General features: G+C 75.6%; 17 protein-coding genes. 13 read left to right on the top strand and 4 right to left on the bottom strand.

Annotated elements, in window-relative coordinates:
- The 3 genes from AH6_RS36670 to AH6_RS36660 all read left to right on the top strand — a co-directional run.
- Window positions 1-229, top strand: a 229-nt coding sequence (locus AH6_RS36670; protein ID WP_174555156.1) for a glycerate kinase, incomplete at its 5' end; no start/stop codon positions are given.
- A 148-nt stretch (window positions 230-377) separates the two neighbouring features.
- Window positions 378-1,505, top strand: coding sequence for an alanine dehydrogenase (gene ald, locus AH6_RS36665; protein ID WP_067489668.1), 1,128 nt, complete (start codon window positions 378-380; stop codon window positions 1,503-1,505).
- Between the two features lie 4 nt (window positions 1,506-1,509).
- The gene (locus AH6_RS36660; RefSeq protein ID WP_067489665.1) at window positions 1,510-2,100 is read left to right on the top strand and encodes a histidine phosphatase family protein; all 591 of its coding nucleotides are present in this window, start codon (window positions 1,510-1,512) and stop codon (window positions 2,098-2,100) included.
- A gap of 165 nt (window positions 2,101-2,265) precedes the next feature.
- Here the strand turns inward: AH6_RS36660 and AH6_RS36655 are convergent, their stop codons facing one another.
- Window positions 2,266-3,342 carry an Lrp/AsnC family transcriptional regulator gene (locus AH6_RS36655; RefSeq protein ID WP_067489662.1) on the bottom strand — a complete coding sequence of 359 codons (1,077 nt, stop codon included), beginning with the start codon at window positions 3,340-3,342 and terminating at the stop codon, window positions 2,266-2,268.
- Between the two features lie 70 nt (window positions 3,343-3,412).
- On the opposite strand from AH6_RS36655, the gene AH6_RS36650 reads away from it, so the two are divergent.
- The 3 genes from AH6_RS36650 (at window position 3,413) to AH6_RS36640 (ending at window position 6,423) form a co-directional block, all read left to right on the top strand.
- Complete coding sequence (locus AH6_RS36650) at window positions 3,413-4,642, top strand: M20 metallopeptidase family protein (protein ID WP_067489659.1); 1,230 nt, start codon at window positions 3,413-3,415, stop codon at window positions 4,640-4,642.
- Complete coding sequence (locus AH6_RS36645; RefSeq protein ID WP_218006016.1) at window positions 4,639-6,051, top strand: MFS transporter; 1,413 nt, start codon at window positions 4,639-4,641, stop codon at window positions 6,049-6,051. Before AH6_RS36650 ends, AH6_RS36645 begins: the two co-directional genes overlap by 4 nt.
- Before the next feature lie 72 nt (window positions 6,052-6,123).
- Complete coding sequence (locus AH6_RS36640) at window positions 6,124-6,423, top strand: metal-sensitive transcriptional regulator (RefSeq protein ID WP_067489656.1); 300 nt, start codon at window positions 6,124-6,126, stop codon at window positions 6,421-6,423.
- A gap of 30 nt (window positions 6,424-6,453) precedes the next feature.
- On the opposite strand, the gene AH6_RS36635 is transcribed toward AH6_RS36640, so the two are convergent.
- The 3 genes from AH6_RS36635 to ggt form a co-directional block, all read right to left on the bottom strand.
- On the bottom strand, window positions 6,454-7,374 hold the full coding sequence (locus AH6_RS36635; RefSeq protein WP_083983824.1) for an oxygenase MpaB family protein: 921 nt from the start codon (window positions 7,372-7,374) through the stop codon (window positions 6,454-6,456).
- A gap of 111 nt (window positions 7,375-7,485) precedes the next feature.
- A complete protein-coding gene (gene cutA / locus AH6_RS36630; RefSeq protein WP_067489652.1) occupies window positions 7,486-7,851 on the bottom strand; it encodes a divalent-cation tolerance protein CutA in 366 nt (121 codons plus the stop codon).
- A 73-nt stretch (window positions 7,852-7,924) separates the two neighbouring features.
- Window positions 7,925-9,820: a gamma-glutamyltransferase gene (gene ggt / locus AH6_RS36625; RefSeq protein WP_307190410.1), complete on the bottom strand. Its 1,896-nt coding sequence runs from the start codon at window positions 9,818-9,820 to the stop codon at window positions 7,925-7,927.
- A gap of 207 nt (window positions 9,821-10,027) precedes the next feature.
- Between ggt and AH6_RS36620 the strand changes: the two genes are divergently transcribed.
- Genes AH6_RS36620 through AH6_RS36590 form a run of 7 tightly spaced genes read left to right on the top strand, consistent with a single transcriptional unit; the run spans window position 10,028 to window position 22,614 of the window.
- Window positions 10,028-12,853 carry an AAA family ATPase gene (locus AH6_RS36620; RefSeq protein WP_067489649.1) on the top strand — a complete coding sequence of 942 codons (2,826 nt, stop codon included), beginning with the start codon at window positions 10,028-10,030 and terminating at the stop codon, window positions 12,851-12,853.
- A complete protein-coding gene (locus AH6_RS36615; RefSeq protein ID WP_067489646.1) occupies window positions 12,850-14,070 on the top strand; it encodes a serine/threonine-protein kinase in 1,221 nt (406 codons plus the stop codon). The genes AH6_RS36620 and AH6_RS36615 overlap by 4 nt, the downstream gene beginning before the upstream one ends.
- Entirely contained in the window at window positions 14,070-17,168 is a 3,099-nt protein-coding gene (locus AH6_RS36610; RefSeq protein ID WP_067489643.1) for a hypothetical protein, read from the top strand. Before AH6_RS36615 ends, AH6_RS36610 begins: the two co-directional genes overlap by 1 nt.
- Window positions 17,168-18,868 carry a hypothetical protein gene (locus AH6_RS36605; protein WP_067489640.1) on the top strand — a complete coding sequence of 567 codons (1,701 nt, stop codon included), beginning with the start codon at window positions 17,168-17,170 and terminating at the stop codon, window positions 18,866-18,868. Before AH6_RS36610 ends, AH6_RS36605 begins: the two co-directional genes overlap by 1 nt.
- Window positions 18,865-19,323, top strand: coding sequence for a hypothetical protein (locus AH6_RS36600; RefSeq protein WP_067489639.1), 459 nt, complete (start codon window positions 18,865-18,867; stop codon window positions 19,321-19,323). Before AH6_RS36605 ends, AH6_RS36600 begins: the two co-directional genes overlap by 4 nt.
- Window positions 19,307-20,011, top strand: a complete 705-nt coding sequence (locus tag AH6_RS36595) for a hypothetical protein (protein ID WP_067489636.1) — start codon at window positions 19,307-19,309, stop codon at window positions 20,009-20,011. Before AH6_RS36600 ends, AH6_RS36595 begins: the two co-directional genes overlap by 17 nt.
- On the top strand, window positions 20,011-22,614 hold the full coding sequence (locus AH6_RS36590; protein WP_067489633.1) for an Hsp70 family protein: 2,604 nt from the start codon (window positions 20,011-20,013) through the stop codon (window positions 22,612-22,614). Before AH6_RS36595 ends, AH6_RS36590 begins: the two co-directional genes overlap by 1 nt.
- The last annotated feature ends 3 nt before the right edge of the window (window positions 22,615-22,617 follow it).

Genomic DNA, 22,617 nt, shown 5'->3' with positions numbered 1-22,617 from the left:
CCCGGCCGGGGTGGCGCGCGCCGCCGCCCGCGCCGGGGCGCCGGTGGTGGCGGTGGCCGGGCGGCGCGGGCTGACCGGCGAGCAGCTGCGCCGGGCCCGCATCCAGGCGGTGTACGCGCTCACCGACATCGAGCCCGACGTGGAGCGCTGCACCCGGCAGGCCGGGCCGCTGCTGGAGCAGCTCACGGTGGCGATCGCCGACGAGTGGTTGCCGCCCGTGCGGCGCTGATCCCGGGAGCTTCCCGGCACCCTTACATACTGTCAGCAGATCAGGGAATGCCTATACATCCTGGACATGGTCCCGGTCCCCGCCCGGATCGCACGCTTGAGGCGTAGCTCCAGGACAAGAGCCTGGTCAGCGTTGACGGAGGGACATCATGAAGGTCGGCGTACCGCGCGAGATCAAGAACCACGAGTACCGGGTGGCGATCACGCCCGCGGGCGTGCACGAGCTGACCCGGCACGGGCACGAGGTGTTCATCGAGCGCGGCGCGGGCGCGGGCTCGGCCGTCCCCGACGACGACTACACCGCCGCCGGCGCCAAGATCCTGGACGGCCCGGACGAGGTGTGGGCCGAGGGCGACCTGATCCTGAAGGTCAAGGAGCCGATCGCCGACGAGTACCACCGGATGCGGCGCGGCCAGACCCTGTTCACCTACCTGCACCTCGCCGCCTCCCGCGAGTGCACCGACGCGCTGCTGAAGGCGGGCGTCACCGCCGTCGCCTACGAGACCGTGCAGCTGCCCAGCCGGGCGCTGCCGCTGCTGGCCCCGATGTCGGAGGTCGCCGGGCGGCTCGCCCCGCAGGTCGGCGCCTACAACCTCATGCGCTCCAACGGCGGGCGCGGCGTGCTGCCCGGCGGCGTGCCGGGCGTGGCCCCGGCCAAGGTGCTGGTGATCGGCGGCGGCGTGTCCGGGCTGAACGCCGCGCAGATCGCCGTCGGCATGGGCGCGGAGGTCACGATCCTGGACGTCAGCGTCGACCGGCTGCGCCAGATCGACGCCGTCTACCAGGGCCGGCTGAAGACCCTGGTGTCCACCTCCTACACCGTCGCGCAGGAGGCCCGCGCCGCCGACCTGGTGATCGGCGCGGTGCTGATCCCCGGCGCCAAGGCCCCCAAGCTGATCTCCAACGACCTGGTGGCGCACATGAAGGCCGGCTCGGTGCTGGTGGACATCGCCATCGACCAGGGCGGTTGCTTCGAGGACTCGCGGCCCACCACGCACGCCGACCCCACCTACCGGGTGCACGAGTCGATCTTCTACTGCGTCGCCAACATGCCCGGCTCGGTGCCCAACACCTCCACCTACGCGCTGACCAACGTCACCCTCCCCTACGCGGTGCAGATCGCCGACCTGGGCTGGCGGGACGCGCTGCGCGCCGACCCGGCGCTGGCGCTCGGCCTGAACACCCACGACGGGCAGGTCGTCTACGGGCCGGTGGCCGACGCGCACGGCCTGGAGCACACCGCTCTGGAGAAGGTGCTCGCCCGACCCGTACAGTGACCCCATGGGGGAACTGATCGTCCTGCGGCACGGCGAGACCGAATGGAGCCGTGCCCGCCGGCACACCGGACGCACCGACCTGCCGCTCACCGAGCACGGTGAGCGGCAGGCCCGCTCGCTGGAGCCCGCCCTCGCCGGGCGCGAGTTCGTGCGGGTGGTCGCCAGCCCCGCCGAGCGCGCGCGGCGCACCGCCGAGCTGGCCGGGCTGCGGGTGGACGAGACCGACGCCGACCTGTGGGAGTGGGACTACGGCGGCTACGAGGGCATCACCAGCGCCGACATCCGCACCGAGCGGCCCGGCTGGTACCTGTGGGCCGACGGGGTCGTTCCCGGTGACGCCGACCATCCCGGCGAGAGCGTCGAGCAGGTCGGGGCGCGGGTGGACGCGGTGCTCAAGCGGGTCCGGCCGCTGCTGGAGGAGGGCGACGTCGCGCTGGTCGCGCACGGGCACGTGCTGCGCGTGCTGACCGCGCGCTGGCTCGACCTGGAACCGGCCGCCGGACGGCTGTTCGCGCTGGACACCGGCACGGTGTCGACGCTCGGGACCGAGCACGACCGTCCGGTGATCACATCCTGGAACGTCCCGCCGACCTGAGCGGCCTGCGTCAGGGCGGCCCACATACCTGAGCTACCCATCCGCTCTAGGCTGTCCGCCTGCCTGAGCCGCCCACACGTCTGAGCCGCCCGCTTGCCCGAGCCGCCCGCTTGCCCGAGCCGCCACTAGCCTGAGCAGCCCGTGCGAGCCGCCGCCGCCTGCGCGTCAGGGTGCGGTGGGGCCGGTGCGCAGCCGTCCGAGCAGCGCGCCCAGCTCCGCCTCGCCCGACGGGTCGTCCCATCCCCAGAACGGCACGTTGCGCAGCCGCCGCCCCTCCGGGTCCAGCAGGTGCCCGGCCATCTTCATCGGCCACAACGTCACCGCCCGGTCGGAGACGGTGAACTGCGGGAAGCGCCGCGCCAGCGCCGTCTCGAACGCCTGGACCTGGCCCACCGAGCGCAGCCACACCGTGCACAGCACGTTGTCGGCCCCCGACAACGAGGCGCACAGCCGCGTCTCGCGCAGCCCCGCCAGCAGCGCCGCGACCCGCGCCGCCTCGCCCGGCGGCGCGCTGCCCCACAGGTGCACCGCGACCGGCCAGCCCGAGCGCTGGCGGGCGACCTCGCAGCGGTACAGCAGCGCCCCGGCGGCGTCCAGCCGGGCCAGGCGGCGGCGCACGGCCGTCGCGCTGAGGCCGGTGCGCTCGGCCAGCGCGGCGACCGGCAGGCGGCAGTCCTCGCTGAGGTGGCGGAGCAGCTCGCGGTCGTCCTCGGTCACCGGCCGCCCGCCCCCGGCGGCGGGCCGGTCGCCCGCCAGCAGCCCGCGCTGGCGCTCGTCCAGCCGCTCCAGCCGCCACCGGCTGCCCTCGGCGTGCAGGGCGGTGGCGATCTGGGTGCGGGTCGCGGCCACGCCCGGCAGCCGCCCCAGCCGGAAGCCGACGTAGCGCGCCAGCTCGGCCTGGTCGCGGAAACCGGCCGTCAGCAGCAGGTCGCGGCCGCCGGTGAGGTGCTCCAGGTTGAACACGTGCGCGTCCTCCACCAGCGCCGCCGCCACCTCGTGCAGGTGCCCGGACGCGCAGTCCACCTCGATGAACGCCACCACCGGGTCGACGCCCTCGAACACCAGCGGCACGCAGGACTGCCAGGCGAGGCCCGCGCCGGTCAGGCGGGCCCAGCGGCGCGCGGCGGTGGAGGCGTCCACGCCCAGCGCCGCCCCGACGCGCCGCCAGTCGGCGCGCGGCGCGGTCTGCAACGCGGTGACGAGCAGGTGGTCCAGCTCGTCCAGGGTGGTGGATTCGTGCATGGTGCGGCGCTCTTCCGGCTGATCACGGCATTTGCCCGGATGGCGGGGCCGGGACCTGCACCCTACCCCTATGTCGCTCTACCAGAACGCCTCTGACCTGCGCGAAGAGCTGTCGGAGCTGCGCCGCGCCCTGCACCGCGAGCCCGAACTCGGGCTCGACCTCCCCCGCACCCAGGAGAAGGTGCTCGCCGCCCTGGAGGGCCTGCCGCTGGAGATCTCCACCGGCAAGGGGCTGACGTCGGTCACCGCCGTGCTGCGCGGTGGCCGCCGGAGCGAGGGGAAGGCCTCGGCCGTGCTGCTGCGCGGCGACATGGACGCGCTGCCGGTGCACGAGGACACCGGGCTGGACTACGCCTCGCGGGTCCCCGGCGCGATGCACGCCTGCGGCCACGACCTGCACGTGGCGGGCCTGGTCGGTGCGGCGAGGCTGCTGGCCGACCGCCGCGCCGACCTGCCCGGCGACGTGGTGTTCATGTTCCAGCCCGGCGAGGAGGGCATGGGCGGCGCCAAGATCATGATCGACGAAGGGGTGCTGGACGCCGCCGGGGAGCGGGTCGTGGCCGCCTACGGCCTGCACGTGTTCTCCACCGTGCTGCCGCAGGGCATGGTCGCCACCCGGCCCGGGACGGTGCTGGCCGCCTCCGACGCGGTCCGGGTGACCGTGCGCGGCGCGGGCGGGCACGGCTCCTCCCCGCACGCCGCCAACGACCCGGTCCCGGCGGTGGCCGCCATGGTCGGCGCGCTCCAGACGATGATCACCCGGAACCTGGACGTGCTGGACGCCGCCGTGCTGACCATCGGCTCCCTTCACGCCGGGTCGGCGGGCAACGTGATCCCCGAGACCGCCACCTTCGACGCCACGGTCCGCTCCTTCTCCGAGGACGCGCACCGCCGGGTGCGCGCGGGCGTCGAGCGCGTGGTGCACGGCATCGCCGCCGCCTACGGCGTCGAGGTCGATCTCGACTACCAGGAGCAGTACCCGGTGACGGTCAACGACGCCACCGAGGCCGACTTCGCGCTCCGCACCGCCCAGGAGATCTTCGGCGGGGCCCGCGCCATCGAGGCGCCGCGCCCGATGGCGGGCTCGGAGGACTTCTCGTTCGTGCTCCAGCACGTGCCCGGCGCCTTCCTCGGCGTCGGCGCCTGCCCCGCCGACCGCGACCCGGCCACTGCCCCCATGAACCACTCGCCCCAGGCCGCCTTCGACGACGCCGTGCTGCCCGACTCCGCCGCGCTGCTCGCCGAGCTGGCCGTCCGCCGCCTGGACCGCGCCGAGGCCGCCGCCGGGGACGCCCGGTGACCGGCCTGCGGCCCGCGCCGGGCCCCGAGGCCGCTCCCCCGCCGGTCGCCTCCGTCACCGCCGTGGTCGGGCTGCTGGTGCTGTTCGAGATCGTCAGCGGCTTCCTCCAGGCCGGGATCGCGCCGCTGCTGCCGGGCATCGGAGACCTGCTGGACGTCTCCGACTCCGCCCTGACCTGGGTGGTGTCGGTGCAGCTGCTGGCCGCCGCGGTGTGCGTGCCCGCCTTCGGGCGGCTGGGCGACCTGTACGGGCACCGGCGGATGTTGCGGATCGCGCTGGTCAGCGTCGCGGTGGGCTCGGTGCTGGTGGCGGTCGCGCCCTCGTTCCCGGTGCTGCTTCTCGGGCGGCTGCTCCAGGGCCCGCTGGCCGCGCTGCTGCCGCTGGAGATCGCGCTCGTGCGCGACCGGCTGCCGGTGGCCCTGGCACGCCGCGCGATCGCCCGGCTGGTCGGCGCGCTGACGCTCGGCGGCCTGCTCGGCGGCCTCGGCATGGGCCTGGCCGACCACGCGCTGGGCGACGTGCGGCTCGTCCTGTGGGTCCCGGCGGTGCTGGCGCTGATCTGCGTGCCGGTCTCGTTCCTGGCCGTCCCCGAGTCGGCGCGGCGGGCCTCCGGCCGGGTGGACTGGCCCGGCGTCACGCTGCTGAGCCTCGCCATGGTGGCCCTGCTCGGCGGGGTGTCGGGGGCGGCGAAGTCAGGCTGGCTCTCCGCCGGGACGCTCGGTCCGCTGGCGCTCGGCGCGCTGCTGCTGGCGGTGTGGACGGCGGTGGAGCTGCGCTCGAAGGACCCCCTGGTGGACCTGCGGGCCATGGCGGGACGGCACGTGGCGCCCTTCTACCTGACCTCGTTCGTCTTCGGCGTGCTGTACTTCGGCAGCCAGTCGCCCAACTCCACGTTCATGGCGGCCGACCCGGACGCCGACGGCTACGGGTTCGGGCTGTCGGCGCTGGCGATCGCGCTGGCGATGCTGCCCGGGATGCTCGCCGCCGTGGTGTGCTCGGCCCTGACGCCGCGCATCGCCGAGCGCATCGGCTACCGGATCACCCTGGCGGGGGCGTTCGCGCTGGTCGCGGCCGGGTCGGCCGGGTTCGCGCTGTTCCACGGGGCGGCCTGGCAGCTCGCGGCCTGCCTGCTGGTGGCCGGGGCCGGGATGGGGGCGGCGCTCAGCGCGATGCCCACCGTGATCGTCGAGGCGAGCGACCCGTCCCGCACCGGCATCGCCACCGCGCTCTACAACAACGTGAAGACGCTGGGCGGCGCGGTCGCGGGCGGGGTGTTCGGCACGCTGCTCGGCGGCATCGGCGGCGCGGCGGGCTACGTCGCGGTGTGGCTGGTCAGCGGGGCGTGCTCGGTGCTGGCGGCGGGCTGCGCGCTGATCGCCACCCGGCGGGAGGCGGAGCGGACCGTATAGGATACCCCTAGGGGGGTTTCCCCCCAGGGGTATCCCCGGGACGACGCCCCCGGCAGCGATTGCGAGGAACAGATGGCGACCAGCGAGACCCCCACCCGCGGTTACACCGCGACCAAGGACCAGCTCGGCACCCGGCTGCGCCGGATCGAGGGCCAGGTCCGCGGGATCGAGCGGATGGTCGAGGACGACCGGTACTGCATCGACATCCTCACCCAGATCAGCGCCATCCAGGCCGCCCTGGACAAGGTCGCGCTCGGCCTGCTGGACGGGCACGTGCGGCACTGCGTCGCCGAGGGCGCGGAGGAGGGCAAGAGCGAGGCCATGTCCACCGAGCTGATGGCGGCCGTCGGACGGCTGATGCGGCGCGGCTGACCCCGGGTTCCGAGCCCCGGGGTCCCCGGGTCAGGGCGCGATCGCCCAGGTGGCCACGTCGTCCTCGTGCTCGCGGGCGAGCCGCAGGGCGCGCTTGGCGTCGGGGCTGTAGCGGTACTGCTCGGGGATCACGTGGGTGGTGCGGTAGAGCCCCTTGAGCGCCAGCGTCGCGGCCAGGTCGGAGGTCGGCAGGCCGGGCAGCCCGTACATGCGGCGGGCCCAGCGCGGCAGCGTCGAGACCACCAGCAGCCCGATGCCGGGCGCGGCCAGCTTCAGCGGGACCATCTGCCGGGGCACGTTCGGGTTGAACATGCGGCGCAGCCCGTCCTTGGCCTCCTGGCAGGCCCAGATGCGGGTGCGCATGTCGGCGTAGTAGTCCTTCATGTCCGCCACCGAGGCGGGGACGGTCGCCGGGTCGAGGCCGACGACCTCGGCGGCGCGGCGCTGCTCGTCCACGAACCGGTCGGCGTCGGCGGCGCTGAGCGGCACGCCCGCGCGGCGCGCGACGTCGAGGTAGGAGTCCACCTCCCCCAGGTGCACCCACAGCAGGTTCTCGGGGTCGTCCACCGGGAACGTCTCGCCGGTGCGCAGGTCGACGCCCGACAGCTTGGAGTGCAGCTTGCGGATGCGGCGGCCCACCCGGTCGACCTCGGCGCGGCTGCCGTAGGTGCGCACCCGCACGAACTCGACCGTCCGGCCCAGCCGCGCCCAGGCGGCCGACGGGTCCATCAGCTCGGAGTTCTGCGCGGTGCCCCACATCGAGCGCGGGTGCAGGGCCTGCAACAGCAGGGCCCGGACGCCGCCGACGACCAGCACCGGCTCGCCCATCACCCGCCAGGTCACCGAACCCGGCCCGAACAGGCCGTAGTCCTCCGCCGCGCCTTCCCCCACGGCCTCCACCACGGTCTCCGCCGCGCCCTCGCCGCCGTCCGCGCGTCCGTCCGCACGCATGGCCGCCCCCTCTCGCCGGGTCCTCACGGGTGCTCGCGCACCGGCGCCGTGGCCGGCACGGTCGCACCGACCACAGTAATCAAGGACTTATTTTCCCTGATATGACCCAGGTCACACCGGGTCGCCGGTGGTCTCGGGGTCGGCGGGGTCGTCGGCGGGCTCGGTCTGCTCGGCCACCCAGGCCAGGTAGTCCATGCTCCCGGCCACCACGGGGGTCGCGATGATCTCGGGGGTGTCGTAGGAGTGCTCGTCGGTGATCAGGCTGGCCAGCTCGTCGAAGCGGTCCACGGTGGTCTTGAACACCACCATCCACTCCTCGGCCGACTCGATCGCGCCCTCCCACCAGTAGGTGCTGGCCACCGGGCCGACGAGCTGGGCGCAGGCGGCCAGCCGGTCGGCGACCGCGGCCTTGGCCAGCGCCGCGGCCTCGGCCCGCGAGTCGGTGGTGGTGGTCACCTGTACGTACGCCTCCGCCATGGCAACGATCCTTCCCCTTCCGGCGGAACGTAGACCTGTCCCCGGGGCCCGGGGACAGGTCCACGACGGACCGTTACCGGCGCGGCCGCACCACTTGCGCGCTCCCGCCGCCCCGCCGGACCGGTTCGGCGACGGCCTGGACCAGGCCGGGCGCCAGGAACTCCAGGCCCGTGGCCGCGCCGATCGTCCCGGCGGGCGGGCCGGGGAACAGCTCCAGCCGGTGGCCGCGCGCCGCCAGCGCCCGCCCGTACCGGTCGAGGAACGCCTGCTCGGCGAAGACCTGCGGGGTGTTGCGCTGGGTGGCGCGCGGGGCGGCCAGCGCGTCGGGCAGCCTCATGCCGAGGTCGATCCGGTTGACCAGGATCTGGAGCACGGTCGTGATGATCGTCGAGCCGCCGGGGCTGCCGAGCGCCATCCGGGGCCGCCCGTCCTGGAGCACGATCGTGGGGGCCATGCTGCTGCGCGGCCGCTTGCCGGGGCCGGGCAGGTTCGGGTCGGGCGGCGAGCCGGGCGCCGGGGGCTGGAGGGTGAAGTCGGTCAGCTCGTTGTTGAGGATGAAGCCGCGGCCGGGGACGGTGATGCCGCTGCCGCCGAACTGCTCCAGCGTGACGTTGTAGGCGACGACGTTGCCCCACTTGTCGGCCGTCACCAGGTGCGTGGTCTGCGGGCCCTCGTAGGCCAGGGCGCGGGTCGCGCCGCCGGGCGGCACGCAGGGCGAGTAGCGGCCGTCCGGGGAGCCGGGCGGGACCGGCGCGGCGGCGGCCCGGTCGGGCTGGATCAGGCAGGCGCGCTCGCGGGCGAAGCCGCGCGACAGCAACTCCTCCAGCGGGACCTTCACCTGGGCGGGGTCGCCCACGTAGCGGCCCCGGTCGGCGAAGGCGAGCTTGGACGCCTCCAGGTAGTAGTGCAGGGTGCGCGCGGGGTCGCGGGCGTCCAGCCGGAAGTTGCCCAGGATGTTGAGCGCCTCGCCGACGGTGGAGCCGCCCGAGGACGACGGCGGCATCCCGTACACGTCCAGCCCCCGGTAGGAGACGCTGGTGGGGCGCGGGTTCAGCGCCTTGTAGGCGTCCAGGTCGCGGCGTTCCATCAGGCCGGGTCGGACCTTGCGGGTGGCGGCCGGGTCCACCGGCGGCTTCTGCACGGCGCGCACGACCTCGCGGCCCAGCTCGCCTTCGTAGAACCAGTCGGTGCCGCGTTTGGCCAGCTCGCGGTAGGTGCGCGCCAGGTCGGGGTTGCGGAAGGTGGAGCCGACGACCGGGAGCTTCCCGCCGGGCAGGAAGAGCTGACGGGTCGGCACGATGTCGCGGAACCGGGCCTCGTTGACGGCCGTCTGGTCGCGGAACTCCTGGTCCACGACGAAGCCCTTCTCGGCCACGCGGATCGCGGGCTGGAGGAGGGTGCCGAGGCTGCGGGTGCCGTGGCGGCGCAGCGCGTTCTCCCACTGCGCCAGGGTGCCGGGGACGCCGACGCTGAGGCCGCTGGTGACGGCCTCCTCGAACGGCAGCGCCTTGCCGGTGGCCGGGTCGACGAAGGAGTCGGCGCGCATCCTGCGGGGCGCGGCCTCCCGGCCGTCCACGGTGTAGACGCGGCGCTTCCTCGCGTCGTAGTAGGTCATGTAGCCGCCCCCGCCGATCGCGGCGACGTACGGCTCGGTGACGCCGAGGGTGGCGGCGGCCGCGACGGCGGCGTCCATGGCGTTGCCGCCGCGCTTGAGCACCTCGATGGCGGCGGCGCTGGCGTCGGGGTCGACGGTGGAGACCGCGCCGCCGTACCCGGTGGCCACCGGCGTCTTGCCGGGCGGGCCCGGGGGCGCGCCCGCGAGGGCCTGGCCGGGGGCGGCCAGGCACGACGCGGCCACGATCGCGGCGGCGGCCAGGGCCGTGCGGCGGCGGGCCGGACCCCGTCTCGGGGAGCGTGCGGGAGAGGGCTGCGGGAGGGACGGGGCGGGGAACGTCGCGCTGCGTGACACAGAGCCTCCTGGGATTCCGGCGTCACTACCGTGCCACCGATCCCGGCACCGCGCCAGCGCCCCGGCCGACCCCGGCCGACCCGGCTCGGGCAAGATCGTTCATCCGGCGGCCATGGCGCCGGGCAGCGCCGTTTGAGACCATGGTCCCCCGCAGCGCGCGTTCGGTTCCGTCCCCCCTGACCGGTGCTCCCGGCGCCTGGAGTGATCTTGCTGCTGTTCGCCGATGGCCTGTTCGTCCCCCACCGGGTCGCCGACCCCCGCACCGCCGACGTGCTGCACGCCGCGGCCGACCGCGCCGCCGGGCCGGTCCGGCCCGGCGACCTGCTGCACGCCGCCGTCGGGGCCGCCGCCGGTGACGCCGCGCTGCTGCCGGTGTTGTCGCGCACGCTGCCCGAGGGGGTGCGGCCGGGGCACCTGCTGGCGGGGATCGAGGTCTACAACCCCGGGCGCGCGGCCGGTGACCTGGGCGTCCCGGCGTTCGACGGCCGCCGCGAGCGGTTCTCCGCCGAGGCGCTGGCCGCGCTGGACGCGTTCGGCGACGAGTACGCCAAGCGCCTGGAGGACGACCCCGAGACGGCCCGGCGCACCGCGCTGGAACTGCTGCTGGCCTGCGTCCTGGAGAACCTGGACGAGCAGGACCGCGAGTACCTGACCGTCCTGGACGCCCCCGCGACCGCCGCCGCGCTGCGCGCCCGCGTCGAGGCCGCCGCCGGGCCGCCCGCGCCGCTGCTGGACGAGGACTCCGGGCGGCTGCGCTCGGAGGAGTTCGCCGAGGACGCCTGGGCCGTCCTGGAGCAGGCCGCCCTGCACGCCGCCGCGCTCGGCTACGACCGGGTGCTGCCGCCGCACCTGCTGCTCGGCCTGCTCGGCGAGACCGAGGGCCTGACCGAGCACCTGGTGCGGCTCCAGGTGCCGCCGCACCTCGGCCCGGTGCGCGTCGCCGAGATCGTGGGCGACGCGTTCCGGCTGACCGACCGCGCCCGCGACACCGGCCCGCTGCCGCTGGACCGCGAGGGGCTGGGCGACCCGCTGCTGGAGCTGCTGCGCTCGGCGCGGTCGCAGGCGGCGGGCGGCGCCGACGACCGGATCGCCGCGCCGCACCTGCTGGGCGCGCTGCTGGAGCGTCCCCCGGCCCGGCTGGCGGCGGTGCTCCAGGCCCCGCCGCTCGCCCTCGACCTGGACCTGATGCGCGTGCATCTCGGCCAGGAGCTGCGCGAGGTCGCCCGGCCGCGCGACACCGCGTTCCGGCTGCCGCCCGGCCTGCCGCCGTCGCAGGACCTCACCTGGCAGGCGCAGACCGAGCAGCCGCCCCCGGCGCTGCACGTCGACCACTACTTCGACCCGCTGAACCGCGCCCTGCACCGCACCACCGCGCACCACGTGCTGATCACCGCCCCGCCCGGGGCGGGCAGCACCACGCTGCTGCGCGAGCTGGCGCGGCGCGCGGCGGCCGGGGAGATCCCGTTCCTGCGCCGCAAGCGGTTCCTGTACGTGGACTGCCGCGACGTCGCGCCCGCCGACGGCGGCGCGGCGCTGTCGGGGATCATCGCGCACGTCGCGGGCCGCACCGACGTGATCGTGTGCGTGGACGGGCTGGGCGCGCTGCTGCGCGGGCGCACCGACGAGGACCACCGGCTGGTGCTGCGCGGCGCGCTGAAGGAGCGCCGCCTCCACCTGATCGGGGTGCTGCCCGCGCAGGACTTCGAGGACCTGCTCGCCCGCGACCACGCGCTGCTGGAGCTGGCCGCCCGCGTCGAGCTGGCCGAGCCGGGCCGGGCCGAGGCCCGCGACATGGTCGCGCAGGCCGCCGGGGGGCTGGCCGAGCGGTTCGGCGTGACGGTGGACGAGCGCGCGGTGGACCGGGCGGTGGTGTTGTCGGCCGACTTCATCATGAACGAGCGGCTGCCCGCCAAGGCCGTCCGCGTGCTGCACCGCGCCTGCGAGGACCTGCACTACCGGCGCACGCAGGGCGGGTCCGAGCAGGAGGCGGTCGGGGCCGGGGACGTGTTGCGGGTGGTCGCGGAGATCTCCGGCGTCCCGGCCGCGCAGATCTCCGGCGGCGGCGAGCGCACCGACTTCGCGAAGGTGCTGGCCGAGTCGGTGGTGGGCCAGCCCGCCGCGATCGCGACGGTGGCGGCCGAGCTGCGCCGCGTCAAGGCGGGCCTCGCCGGGCCGGGCCGCCCGGCGTCGGTGATGTTGTTCGCCGGGCTGACCGGCGTCGGCAAGACCGAGCTGGCCAAGACGCTGGCCCGGTTCTACTCGGCGTCCAAGCGGCTGCAGACCTACCCGATGGAGAACTTCACCGAGCCGCACAGCGTGGCGGGCATCATCGGGTCGCCGCCCGGCTACGTCGGCCACGACCAGGGCGGCCGGCTGATCAACGACCTGAACGCCGACCCCTACTGCGTGTTCCTGCTGGACGAGGCGGAGAAGGCGCACCCGGAGGTGTGGCGGCCCTTCCTCAACCTGTTCGACGAGGGCTGGATCATCGACCAGCGCGGGGTGAAGGCGTTCGCCGACCGGGCGATGTTCATCCTCACCACCAACGCCGGGCACGACGTCATCGCCGACCTGTCGGCGGCGGGCGCGCCGCCCGACCGGATCGCGGCGGCGGTGCGCGACCGGTTGCGCCGCGAGCGGCACCCGCGCACCGGGCAGGCCACCTTCCCGCCGGAGTTCCTGGCCCGGCTGGGGCAGATCATCGTGTTCCGGCCGCTGGACCGCGCGGCGATGGGCGGGATCTGCCGCAAGATGCTGGGCGAGCAGCGCGCGTTGTGGGCCACCCGGTTCGGCAAGGACCTGGTGGTGCCCGACGCGCTGGCCGAGCACATCGCCGACCTCGCCTACGGCGCCGACCGCGCGGCCGAGGGCACCGAGGGCGGCCGGGTGGTGTCGCGGCTGATCGGGACGCTGGTGGTCGACCCGATCACGCTGGCGGCCGACCGCGACCCCGACGCCTTCCACGCCGCCGCGCGCGTCACGCTGTCGTTCGACCCGTCCGCCGAACCGCAGGTCGAAGCGGTGCCGGGATGAGCGGCGGCGCGGACGGCCAGACCGTCGAGCTGAGCGCGCTGCGGGGCCGCACGCTGGGCGGCCGCTACGAGCTGGGCGAGCTGCTGGGCGAGGGCGGGTTCGGCGCGGTGTTCCGCAGCGACCAGCGGCTGCTGGGCGCGCCGGTGCGGCGGGTCGCGGTGAAGGTGTCGCGGCGCACCGGGCTGACCGAGCAGACCGTGCGCGAGCTGTTCGGCGACGCGCTGCTGCTGGCCGAGGCCATGGACGACATGACCGACCTGGAGGCCCGCGCGCACCTGGTGCACCTGTACGACGCGGGCCTGGCCGACGACCTCGGCGGCCGCGGCTACCTGGTGATGGAGTACGTCCAGGGCACCACGTTGCAGGCGCAGTTCGCCCAGTACCGGCGGGGCGTCCCGGCGCGGCTGATGACGGCGTGGGCGAAGCAGATCGCGGTGGCGCTGCGCGGCCTGCACTCGCTGGTGCCGCCGCTGCTGCACCGCGACCTGAAACCCGACAACGTGCTGCTGGGGCTGGACAAGCGGGTCCGGGTGGTGGACTTCGGGCTGGCGGCGCGCATGTTATCGGCCGGGCACGTGGAGGGCGTCGCGGGGACGGTGTCCTACATGGCGCCGGAGACCGCGCAGGGCGCGAGCGTGCGCGCGTCGGACCTGTACTCGCTGGGGCTGCTGGTCTATCAGGGCCTGACCGGACGGCACCCGTTCGGGCACCTGCACCCGCCCGACGGCATGCCCACCGCGCTGCACTCGCAGTGGACCTACCACGCGCGGGCCGACTGCCGGGTCGATCCGCCGTCGCTGCTGAACAACACCGTGCCCGCCGCGCTGGACGACCTGGTGCTGCGCTGCCTGGCGCACGATCCGCAGGACCGGTTCCGCACCGCCGACGAGCTGCTGGAGGCGATCGGCGAGTACGAGGCCGCGCGGACGCCGCTGCCACCGCCCCCGCCGACGCCCGCGCCGTCCGTCCCGCAGGAGTTGCGCGAGCACATCGAGGCCGCCGAGAAGCTGGCGGCGCGCGGCGAGCACGGCACGGCCGCCCGCCACCGCGAGCTGGCCTGGCGGCTGGTGCAGGACAATCCCGCGCTGGTGCGCAGCAAGGCGGAACGAGCGGAACTTCTCCACCAGATCAGTGCGTCGTATCGGGCGGACGGCAACGTCTACCAAGCCGACCGCTACGCCGACCTGGCCCGCCGGGAGAGGAGGCCCGACCGCTGATGGTGCCGGAGCGCACGTTCGGGGGGCTGTTCAACCGCGGCGGACGGCTGCGCCGCAGGTGGGCGGCGGCCATCGCCGAGCCCGATCCGGCTCAGGCGGTGGCGCGGCTGCGCGAGGTGCTGGCCGAGATCGCCGAACATCCCGACGCCTACGCCCGGCAATGGGCCGAGGTGCAGGGCTCGCTGCTGGAGGACCGGCTGCTGCCGCTGCTGGCCGACGAGGACTTCCGCACGCTGGAGACGCTCGGCGCGCAGACCGGCGCGCCACTGCCGTGGCCGCTGGTCGCCGCCCGCGCCGCGCGGGGCGAGGACACCGAGGCGCGCGCGCTGGCCGGACGCGTCACCGACCCGCCGCCGTCGGAGAGCGTCCCGCTACTGGCGCGCCTGCTGGCCACCGGGTTCGACTCGGGCACCGTGCGGATCGCCGAGGCAAGCACGCTGGCGCGACGCTTCCCCGACGTGCCCGGCGCGGAACGCACGCTCGGCCTGCACGCGCTGCTGGTAGACGGCGACGCCGCCGAGGCCGCGTCCCACTTCTCGCGCGCGCCCGAGGACGAGACGACCTTCGTCGGCCTGCTGGCGGCCCGCCTACGCCTAGGCGACCACGACGGCGTCACCGCACCGGCCGCCCGCCGCACCGTCCCTTCCGCCACCCGCGCAGATCACCCCGCCGCCCCTTCCACCGCCCACCCGAACCACCCCGCCAATCCCTCCGCCCACGCAGAGCACCGCGCCGATCCCTCCGCCACCCGCACAGACCACCGCGCCGCCCCTCTCGTCCGCGCGTCAACCGAACTGGCCACGTTGAGCGCACTGCTGGCGTGGCTGGACGATCCGGCCGCCACCGGCCCCGCGCCCGCCGACACCGCGCGCCTCACCCGCTTCACCATCGCCGCGCACGCGGGCGAGTGGCTCGACTACGCCATCGGCCGCATGTACTTGCTGGAAGGCGACGCCCAGCGCGCGGCGCAACTGCTGCCGCCGCTGGCTGAGGCGTTCCCCGGGCGGCCGGACTGGGACTACCACGCCGCCTGGGCGCTCCTGCTTCGCGACGATCCCGAAGCCGTCGCGCAGCGATACGCGCGCTCCCCCACCTGGCCGTTGGGCTGCCTGCTCCAGGACGCCGACCCCGCCCGCAAGTTCGCCAAGAACGTCAAGGAAGCCCCGCCGCCCGCCGCCTACGCCGAACTCGCCGCCGCCCGAGCCTCCCTCGCGCGAGGCGAGCACCCGCCCGCCGAGGCCCAGAACTGGCAACACCCCACCGGCACCCTCGCCGACCACCTCGAAGCGCTGCGCACCGTCCTGGGCCTGCGGTTCGCCCGGCACAACCAGTGGGCGCTGGCGCAGGCCATGGAAATACCGCTGTTCCGGCGGTTGCCCGCCGCCGAACGCCTGCGCTGGTCCGGCCTCGCCGCGTTGCGCACCCACCCCGACCGGGGCCGCGCGCTGCTCACCGAAGCCGCCGACGCGCTCGGCTACGGCCGGGCCGCGCTGGCGCTGGCCACCCACGAAGCGCAAGAGGGTCACTTCGACGCGGCGCTCCGCCTGCTGGACGGCCCAGCGCGCCCGTCCGGCCCCAAAGCGGACCTGTTGCGTACCTGGTTGCAGACCCGCGCCGACCCAGACGCCGAGAACGTCCCCGCCGCGCAGGCGCTCCCCCAGGCCCGCTACGCGCTCGGCCATCTCCGCCTACGCCAGGCGGCCCGGCGGCAGGCCGACGGCGACGCCGAGCAGGCCATGCAACTGGCCCTGACCGCCGCGACGGCGTTCGACGAGGCGGCCGCCGACGCGCCCCGCACCATCCCCCGCGACGCCCGCGCGCTGGCCCGCGCCGCCGAACTGTTCGCCGGAAGGGCGCCCGGCGGCCTCCCCGACGACACGGCCGCCAAGCTGCGCCGCGCCGCCGCCGACCACCCATGGGCGACCTGGGTCCTGGGCCTCGCCGAGCTGACCGGCCCCACCATCCCCGACCCCGGCCTGTGCGACCGTCTCGTCCACCTGCTGGACGGGGCCGCCGACGCCCCACCCCAGGCGGTGACGGCGCTGGCGGGCGCGCTGACCGGCGCGTACCTGCGCGCGGACGGCGACGCCCGCGCCGCGCCGCTGCCCCGGCTGCTGGCCGGGCTCACCGAGCGGCACGGCCTGCCCGAGGTGCACCGGCTCAACGGCATCGTCCGCGCCGCCGCGCTGCGCCGCCCCGGTTCGGGCGCCGGACCCGCCGGGCCCGCCGACCTGCCCGTCGCGCTGGCCGCCGCGCGCCGTGAACTGGCCGCCGGGGACGGCGACGCCGCGCTCCGGCTGCTGCGCGCCGCCCCCGTCCAGGACGCCACCGGCCGCCACATCCGCGACCTGCTCGCCGCCGCCCTGTCCGGCGACCCCGGCGAGTTCGACCCGCCCGAGGGGGTGCCCGGCCGACTGACCGCCGCGCTGCTGGCCGCGCAGGCGGCGGCGCTCGCCGAGTCCGCGCCGGACGAGTGCCGCGCGCTGCTGGTGCGCACCCTGCCCGAGCACGACGTGAGCGGGCTGGTCGACCTGCACCGGGTGCTGCCCGCCCTGTGCGCCGCGCCCGGCCGGGGCGGCGGGGCGCGGCCCCGCGAGCTGGCCGCCGTCCTGCGCAAGGTCGCCGCCGACGGCGGTTTCGACCCGCTCACCCTGGCCCGCTGCGCCACCGCCGCGAACGATCACGAGACCGCCGAGCGCGCCTGGCGGGAGGCGCTGCGCGCGGGCACCGACGAGGAGACGGTGCGCGAGGAGTACGGGCGCTACCTGTGCCACCGGGCGACCACGGCGCGCCGCCGCAACGAACCCCTGGAAGCGGCGCGGCTGCTGCGCCGGGCCGCCGGGATCCTGGACGGGCAGGAGCCCGACCAGTTCCTGCCCGAGGAGGACGAGGTCGCCGAGGTCCGCCGCGTCTACCAGGACCGCCTGCGCGGCCTGAACCAGACCCGCCGCACGATCCTGGCCGCCGAGTGGGACCGCGCCGCCAAGCGTTACGCCGCCGCGGCCGCCGCCGGGCTGGTCGCCAAGGCGCTGGGCCACTTCGAGGAGATGCGCGCGCTGGCCAACACCGGATCGCTGCGCGGAAGGTGGGAGGGCTGATGGCGGCGTCCCCGTCCCGGCAGGCGCTGGACGAGCTGGCGCGCGGCCTCGAACTGGAGGTGTGCGTGGCCCGGCTGCTGGCGTGCCTGTTCCCGGGCGCACCGGCCACCGGCGAGGATGACGAGGCCATGCCCGAACGCGCCGGACGGCACCGCCCGCTGGAGGCGGTCATCGAGACCGACGACGCACTGCGCGGCGCGCTGCTCGCCGACGACCCGCCCGCCGTCTCCACTGCGTGGGAACGCTGCCTGGTGGCGCGCGCCCACGACCTGGACCTGATGCACGACCTGGCCGTCCTGTACCGGGAACGCGCCCTGCGCGAGGGCGGCCGCGACGACGAGCACCTCGCCGCCGCGACCCTGCTGTGGGCGCTGGTGCTGGCCACCCGCGACGTCCCCGGCCCGCCGCGCGAGCGGATCGCCGGAGAGCTGCTCGACCTGCACGCCGCCCAGGGCGCGCGGGCGCTGGCCACCGGCCGCACCGCCACCGCCCGCCTGCACCTGCGCTGCCTGGACGCCTGCCGGACCGGTCCCGACGCCGCCGCCGCGCTGCTGGCCGATCTGCCGAGCGGCCTCGGCGTGCGGTACGGCCCGGCCGCCGACCCCGTCCGCTTCGCCGGGATCGCTCGGCTGGCCGACGCCGCCCTCGACCACTGGAGCGCCAACCTGGTGGAGGACGCCGAGCGCGCCGTCAACGACCCCGACGCCATCGACCGCCTGCCGCAGGGCATCCGCGCCGACTACGAGTCCGGGATCGCCGCGCTGACGCCCATGGTGCGGCTCGGCGTGCCCACCCGCCCGGTGCTGGTGGCGGGGATCGGCTGGCACAACGACTGGTGCTACTGCCTGTACTCGCTGAAGGACTTCGAGGCCCTGCGCCGCGTGCTGGACTCGGGCGGCGACTTCGCGTCGCGGCTGGCCGGGTTCTGCGTCCCCGGCGAGGGGCACCGGCACGAGAACCAGGCGCTGTCGATCCACCACATGTTCCGCGGGGTCGTCGCGCCCACCGACACCGAGGCCGTCGGCGACCTGGAGGAGGCGCTGCGCTGGAACCCCGCCAACCACAACGCCGTGGACCTGCTGGCGCAGAGCCTGCTCAAGGAGGGCGACGTGCTGGCCGGGCAGGGCCGCTTCGCCGCCGCCCTGCGGAAGGGCGAACGCGCGCGCGAGTTGGCGCCCCACAACGAGCAGGCCGCCTCGTTCGTCCGCGAGATGAGCGGCTACTCGGCCGAGGAGGGCACCTACGCCGCCATCCGCGCCGCGCGCGAGCACCTCACCGCGCGCTCGCACGACCGGGCGTTGCAGGCCCTGGCGGCGGTGCCGGACACCTCCCGGTTCGCGACGATGGTCCGGCAGTTGCGGATGGAGGCGCACCTCGGCAAGGGCGTGACGCTCGCCAACGAGGGCCCGCGCGACTCCAGGCGGCTCGGCCAGGCCGCCGCCGAGCTGCGGCGCGCCCTGACACTGACCGACCGCGACGACGACCTCGACTTCGTCCGCAGGCAGCTGTCCACCGTCCTCAGCGGGCAGGCGGTGAGCCTGGTCGAGGAGGCCGCGCCCCCGCGCGGCCCGGCCGGCGGGATGCCCGACGTCGCGGCGCACGCGCTGCGGCTGCTGGACGAGGCGCTGGAGCTGGACCCGTCCAACGCCTCCGCCCGCCGCAACCACGACGACGTCCGGCGACTCCTGGGGGCACGATGAGCGGAACCGTCCGGCCCAACCCCTTCCACGTCCTCGGCCTGCCCCCCGACGCCGACCGCGAGGAGATCGTGCGGCGCGGCCGGGAACTGACCGACCTCGCCGCGACCGAGGCCGAGCGCGACCTGTGCGGCTGGGCCATGCGGGAGCTGATCGGCGACCCCGAGACCCGGCGGCTGCACGAGCTGCTGGAGGCCCCCGGCGCGCGCTACCGCGACGAGGAGTGGGCCGACTTCGCGCTGCGGCACCGCCGCAACCCCGCCAACGTCAAAGCCCTGAAACAGGCCGCGGGCGAGCCGCGCGCCACCGACTTCGACCTGCCCGCCATCTTCGACCTGGTGCTGGACGGGCTGCTGGAGCCCCCCGAGGTGGACCTGGCGGCCGGTGCGCGCCACGCGCCCCAGCCGCCCGGCCCCGGCGCCCCTCCCCTGGAGGTGACCGATGTCCTCTTCGGCTGACCCGCCCCCGGCGGAACCGCCCGCCGAAACCCCCGACGCGCCGCCCGCTGCGCCGCCCGTCGAGCCGCCCGCCGACACGCCCTACGACTGGGACGCCTTCGCCGAACGCCCCGCCCCGCCGGAGCTGGAGATCGACTCCCCCGCCCGGGAGGTGCGCGCCGTCCTGCGCCGCTACCAGGCCGACCTGAGCGCCGAGCGCGGCCGCGCCCGCGACGCCACCGGCGACGCGCTGGCGGTCGCCGTCGACCAGGGCGCGCTGGTCGCCCGGCTCGAATCCGCGCTGGAGCGGCACCGCGAGGCGCTGCGCGCGGCGGGCCTCGGCCGGGTGCATCTGGAGTTGCGGGTGCTGAAGGACCAGATGGTGGAGGCGCTGCGCGGCGGCGGCGTCACCTTCGAGGACCCCGCCGGACGGCCGCTGGCCGAGGTCGCCGACCGCGTCGAGGTGATCGGCTGGCGGCACGCGGCCGGCTACCCCGCCGAGGTCGTCGCCGAGACCCACGACGCGGTCGTGCTGCACCGCGGCACGGTGGTGCGCCCCGGCCAGGTCACCATGGGCGCCCCGCCCCCGCCCGCAGCCGTGCCCGCGCCTGCGGAAGAGCAGCCCGAGCAGACCCCCGCACAGCCCTCAGACCAGTCCCCCGACGAGACGGCCGGCGGATCCACCGAGCACGCCGGCCAGGAGCAGTGATGACGCAGATCGTGAGCAAGGCGGTCGGGATCGACCTCGGCACCACCAACAGCGCGGTCGCCGTGATGGACCCCGCCGACACCGAGATCATCCTTCACCGGGACCGGGTGTCGAAGTCCCCGACCACGCCCAGCTGCGTGTGGCGCGACCCGGCGAGCGGCGACCTCGTCGTGGGCCGCAAGGCGCTGATCCGGGTCGGCAACCCGCCCGAGCCGGTGCGGTCGGTCAAGCGGCTGATGGGCGGCACCTCCACGGTGGACCTGTCGGGCGCGCCGATGCGGCCCGAGGAGGTGTCGGCGGCGATCCTCGGCGAGATGCGGCGGCAGATCGAGGAGGACGTGGCGGGCCTCGCCACCCCCGACACGACCTGGGCGGTGGACCGCGCCATCGTCACCGTCCCGGCCTACTTCGACCAGCCGCAGATCGACGCGACCCGCCGCGCCGCCGAGATGGCCGGGATCCAGGTGCTGGACCTGCTGCACGAGCCGACCGCCGCGGCCTGCTACCACTGCTGGCAGACCAAGACCCGCGACGGCGTGTTCCTCGTCTACGACCTCGGCGGCGGCACCTTCGACGTCAGCGTGGTGCGCGCGACGTCCGGGGTGTACGAGGTGCTGGGCATCAGCGGCAACAACCGGCTCGGCGGCGACGACATCGACATCGCGCTGGCCCGGCGGCTCCAGGAGATCCTGGTGCACGAGGGCTGGGCGCTGGAGCTGGACCCGGCGAACGACCCCGAGGACGCGCTGCGGTTCAGCCAGCTCCGGATGCTGGCGGAGGGCGTCAAGAAGGGCCTGTCGCAGTCCACCGAGTACGTGCTGCGCGACACCGGGCGGCTGCGCGACAAGCTGGGCAACCAGGTCATCATCGAGGCGATGTTCGAGCGCTCCGACCTGGACGAGGTGGCCCGCCCGCTCGTCGAGCGCACCATCCCCTACTGCCACGAGGCGCTGGAGCGCGCCGGGCGCAAGGCCGGGATCACCCTGGCCGACGTGGACCAGGTCATCCTGGCCGGGGGCTCCACGCACATGCCGCTGGTGCGCGAGACCGTCGCCGCCGAGTTGTGCGCGGGCGCGCGCTGCGAGGAGCCGCTGTACGACAAGGTCGACACGATCGTGGCGCTGGGCGCGGCGATCCGCGCGGCCGTCGTCGGCGGCGTGACGATCCAGGACGCGGGCGGCGCGGTGCGGGTGTCGTTCCGGGGCGCGTCGGCGACCGGCTCGACCCGCACCCATATCGGCGGCACCGTGGAGTCGCTGACCGGCGCCGACCTCACCGGCGGCCGGGTGCGGCTGGTCACCCCCGACGGCGACGAGGACGAGGCCGACATCGGCAAGTCCGGCGCGTTCGCCTTCACGCGGGTGCCGCTGGAGCCCGGCGGCGAGTCGCACTTCTCGTTCGAGATCCTGGACGCCGACGACGAGCTGGTGGCGACGGTCGGCCGCCCCATCACCCACAGCGACGACGCCGAGCGGCGGCTGCCCGGCCCCAGCAACACCGCGATCTCCACCAAGGCGGTGCTGCTGGAGGTGTCGCGCGGCGGCAAGGCGTTCCGCCGCGAGCTGGTCCCGGCGCTCCAGGAGTTGCCGACCACCGCCGAGTTCTCCTTCTCCCACCCCGGCGACACCGAGACCGTGCTGTTCCCGCTCTACCAGCAGAGCAAGCAGATCCAGGTCATCAAGGTGCCGGTGCCGGGCACCACCCCGCGCGGCACCCCGATCCGGTTCGACCTGCACATGGACCGGCACTCGTTCATCACCGTGCGCGGCAGCGTCGGCGACCACGCCTTCGAGGCGGCGGTGGAGCTGCCGCCCGAGCGCGAGCTGCCGAGCGCCGCCGAGGTCGCCGAGCTGGACCGGAAGCTGGAGGAGTCGGCGGGGTTCCTGCCGCCGGGCGAGCGCGCCACCTTCGACATCAAGCGCCGCATGGCGCGCAAGGCGCTGTCGGAGGCGCTGGCGGCCGGGGACCGCGAGCAGGCGGTGCACGAGTTCGAGGAGCTGGAGGAGCTGCTCGGCCGCACCGACGCCAGCGCGGGCGCGCTGGAGCCGCCCAAGCCGGAGTTCGACTCGCTGGTGGCCGACTGCCTGGAGCTGAACGCCTGGCTCGGCGACAACTCCGCCGACCTCGGCCGCCCCTACGACGCGACCGAGATGGGGCGGGCGATCGAGGCGCAGCGCGTGCAGGGCGAGAAGGCCCACCGCGCCGCCGACCAGCGCTCCTACGGCGAGGCCATCCGGCAGCTCCAGGGCTACCTGGAGCACATGGTGGGGCTGTACCGGCGCGCGATGCCGCCCTCGGAGCAGAGCGACACCCAGCGCGCGGCCGCGTCGGTGGGCGTCGGGCTGCGCGAGGCGGCCGAGGTGGCGCGGCTGGCCTCCGGCGTCGGCCGGGCCGACCTGCGCGCCGAGGCCGAGCGCATCGCGGCGCGCTTCCAGGAGCTGGGCACCCGGCTGGAGCACGACCCGCGCGGGGTGTCGGACAAGGCGGCGGGCCTGCACCACCGGCTGGCGCAGATCAAGAACATCCTGATCGGCAAGCCCGGCGCGGGCGGCTCGGGCCAGCTGGCGGTGGACACCTCCGGCCGCGACGAGCCCCAGCGATGATCG

It is taken from the genome of Actinomadura hibisca NBRC 15177 (genome assembly GCF_001552635.1).
Classification (GTDB): domain Bacteria; phylum Actinomycetota; class Actinomycetes; order Streptosporangiales; family Streptosporangiaceae; genus Spirillospora; species Spirillospora hibisca.
Note: the sequence above shows the minus strand (reverse complement) of the source record. Positions and strands in the feature narration are given on the sequence as shown.